At 42.2% G+C, this 488-nt stretch carries 1 protein-coding gene; it reads right to left on the bottom strand.

Translation table 11 applies throughout. The features are described from left to right. Nucleotides 1-488 (bottom strand): DUF7507 domain-containing protein (locus tag K8Z87_RS13865; protein WP_456119786.1); only part of this gene is annotated, 488 nt, incomplete at both ends.

The following is a 488-nucleotide window of genomic DNA, read 5'->3' as shown; positions in this document are numbered from 1 at the left end:
GGATCTACATCCGTCGAATCTGTTGGATCATCTGAATCATCACTAACTGGATCCCCATTTGGATCGTCTCCTTCTGCTGTCGCTTGGTTCATTACGAAGCCTGCATCTATATCATCTTGATCTAATGTATAAATCGCTGTGAAACTTGTACTATCACTTGCTCCTACGGCTAAATCTATCGGACCACCTGTGACCGTTACTAATGGATCGGTAATTGATATATTCGTTACTGGTACATTACCCGTATTACTCACTGTGAAACTATACGTGATCGTCTCACCTACATCTCCAAAACCATCTCCATCTTCATCATTAAACACTGCCGTCTTTAATAACGATATGCTTGGATCCTGACCTAAACTTGTAACTGTTGGATCATCTGGATCATTATCTCCATCTGGATCTACATCCGTCGAATCTGTTGGATCATCTGAATCATCACTAACTGGATCCCCATTTGGATCGTCTCCTTCTGCTGTCGCTTGGTT

This window comes from Winogradskyella immobilis (assembly GCF_021887715.1).
GTDB lineage: Bacteria > Bacteroidota > Bacteroidia > Flavobacteriales > Flavobacteriaceae > Winogradskyella > Winogradskyella immobilis.
The sequence above is the reverse complement of the archived record's forward strand: the minus strand, read 5'-3'. Positions and strand labels throughout refer to the sequence as shown.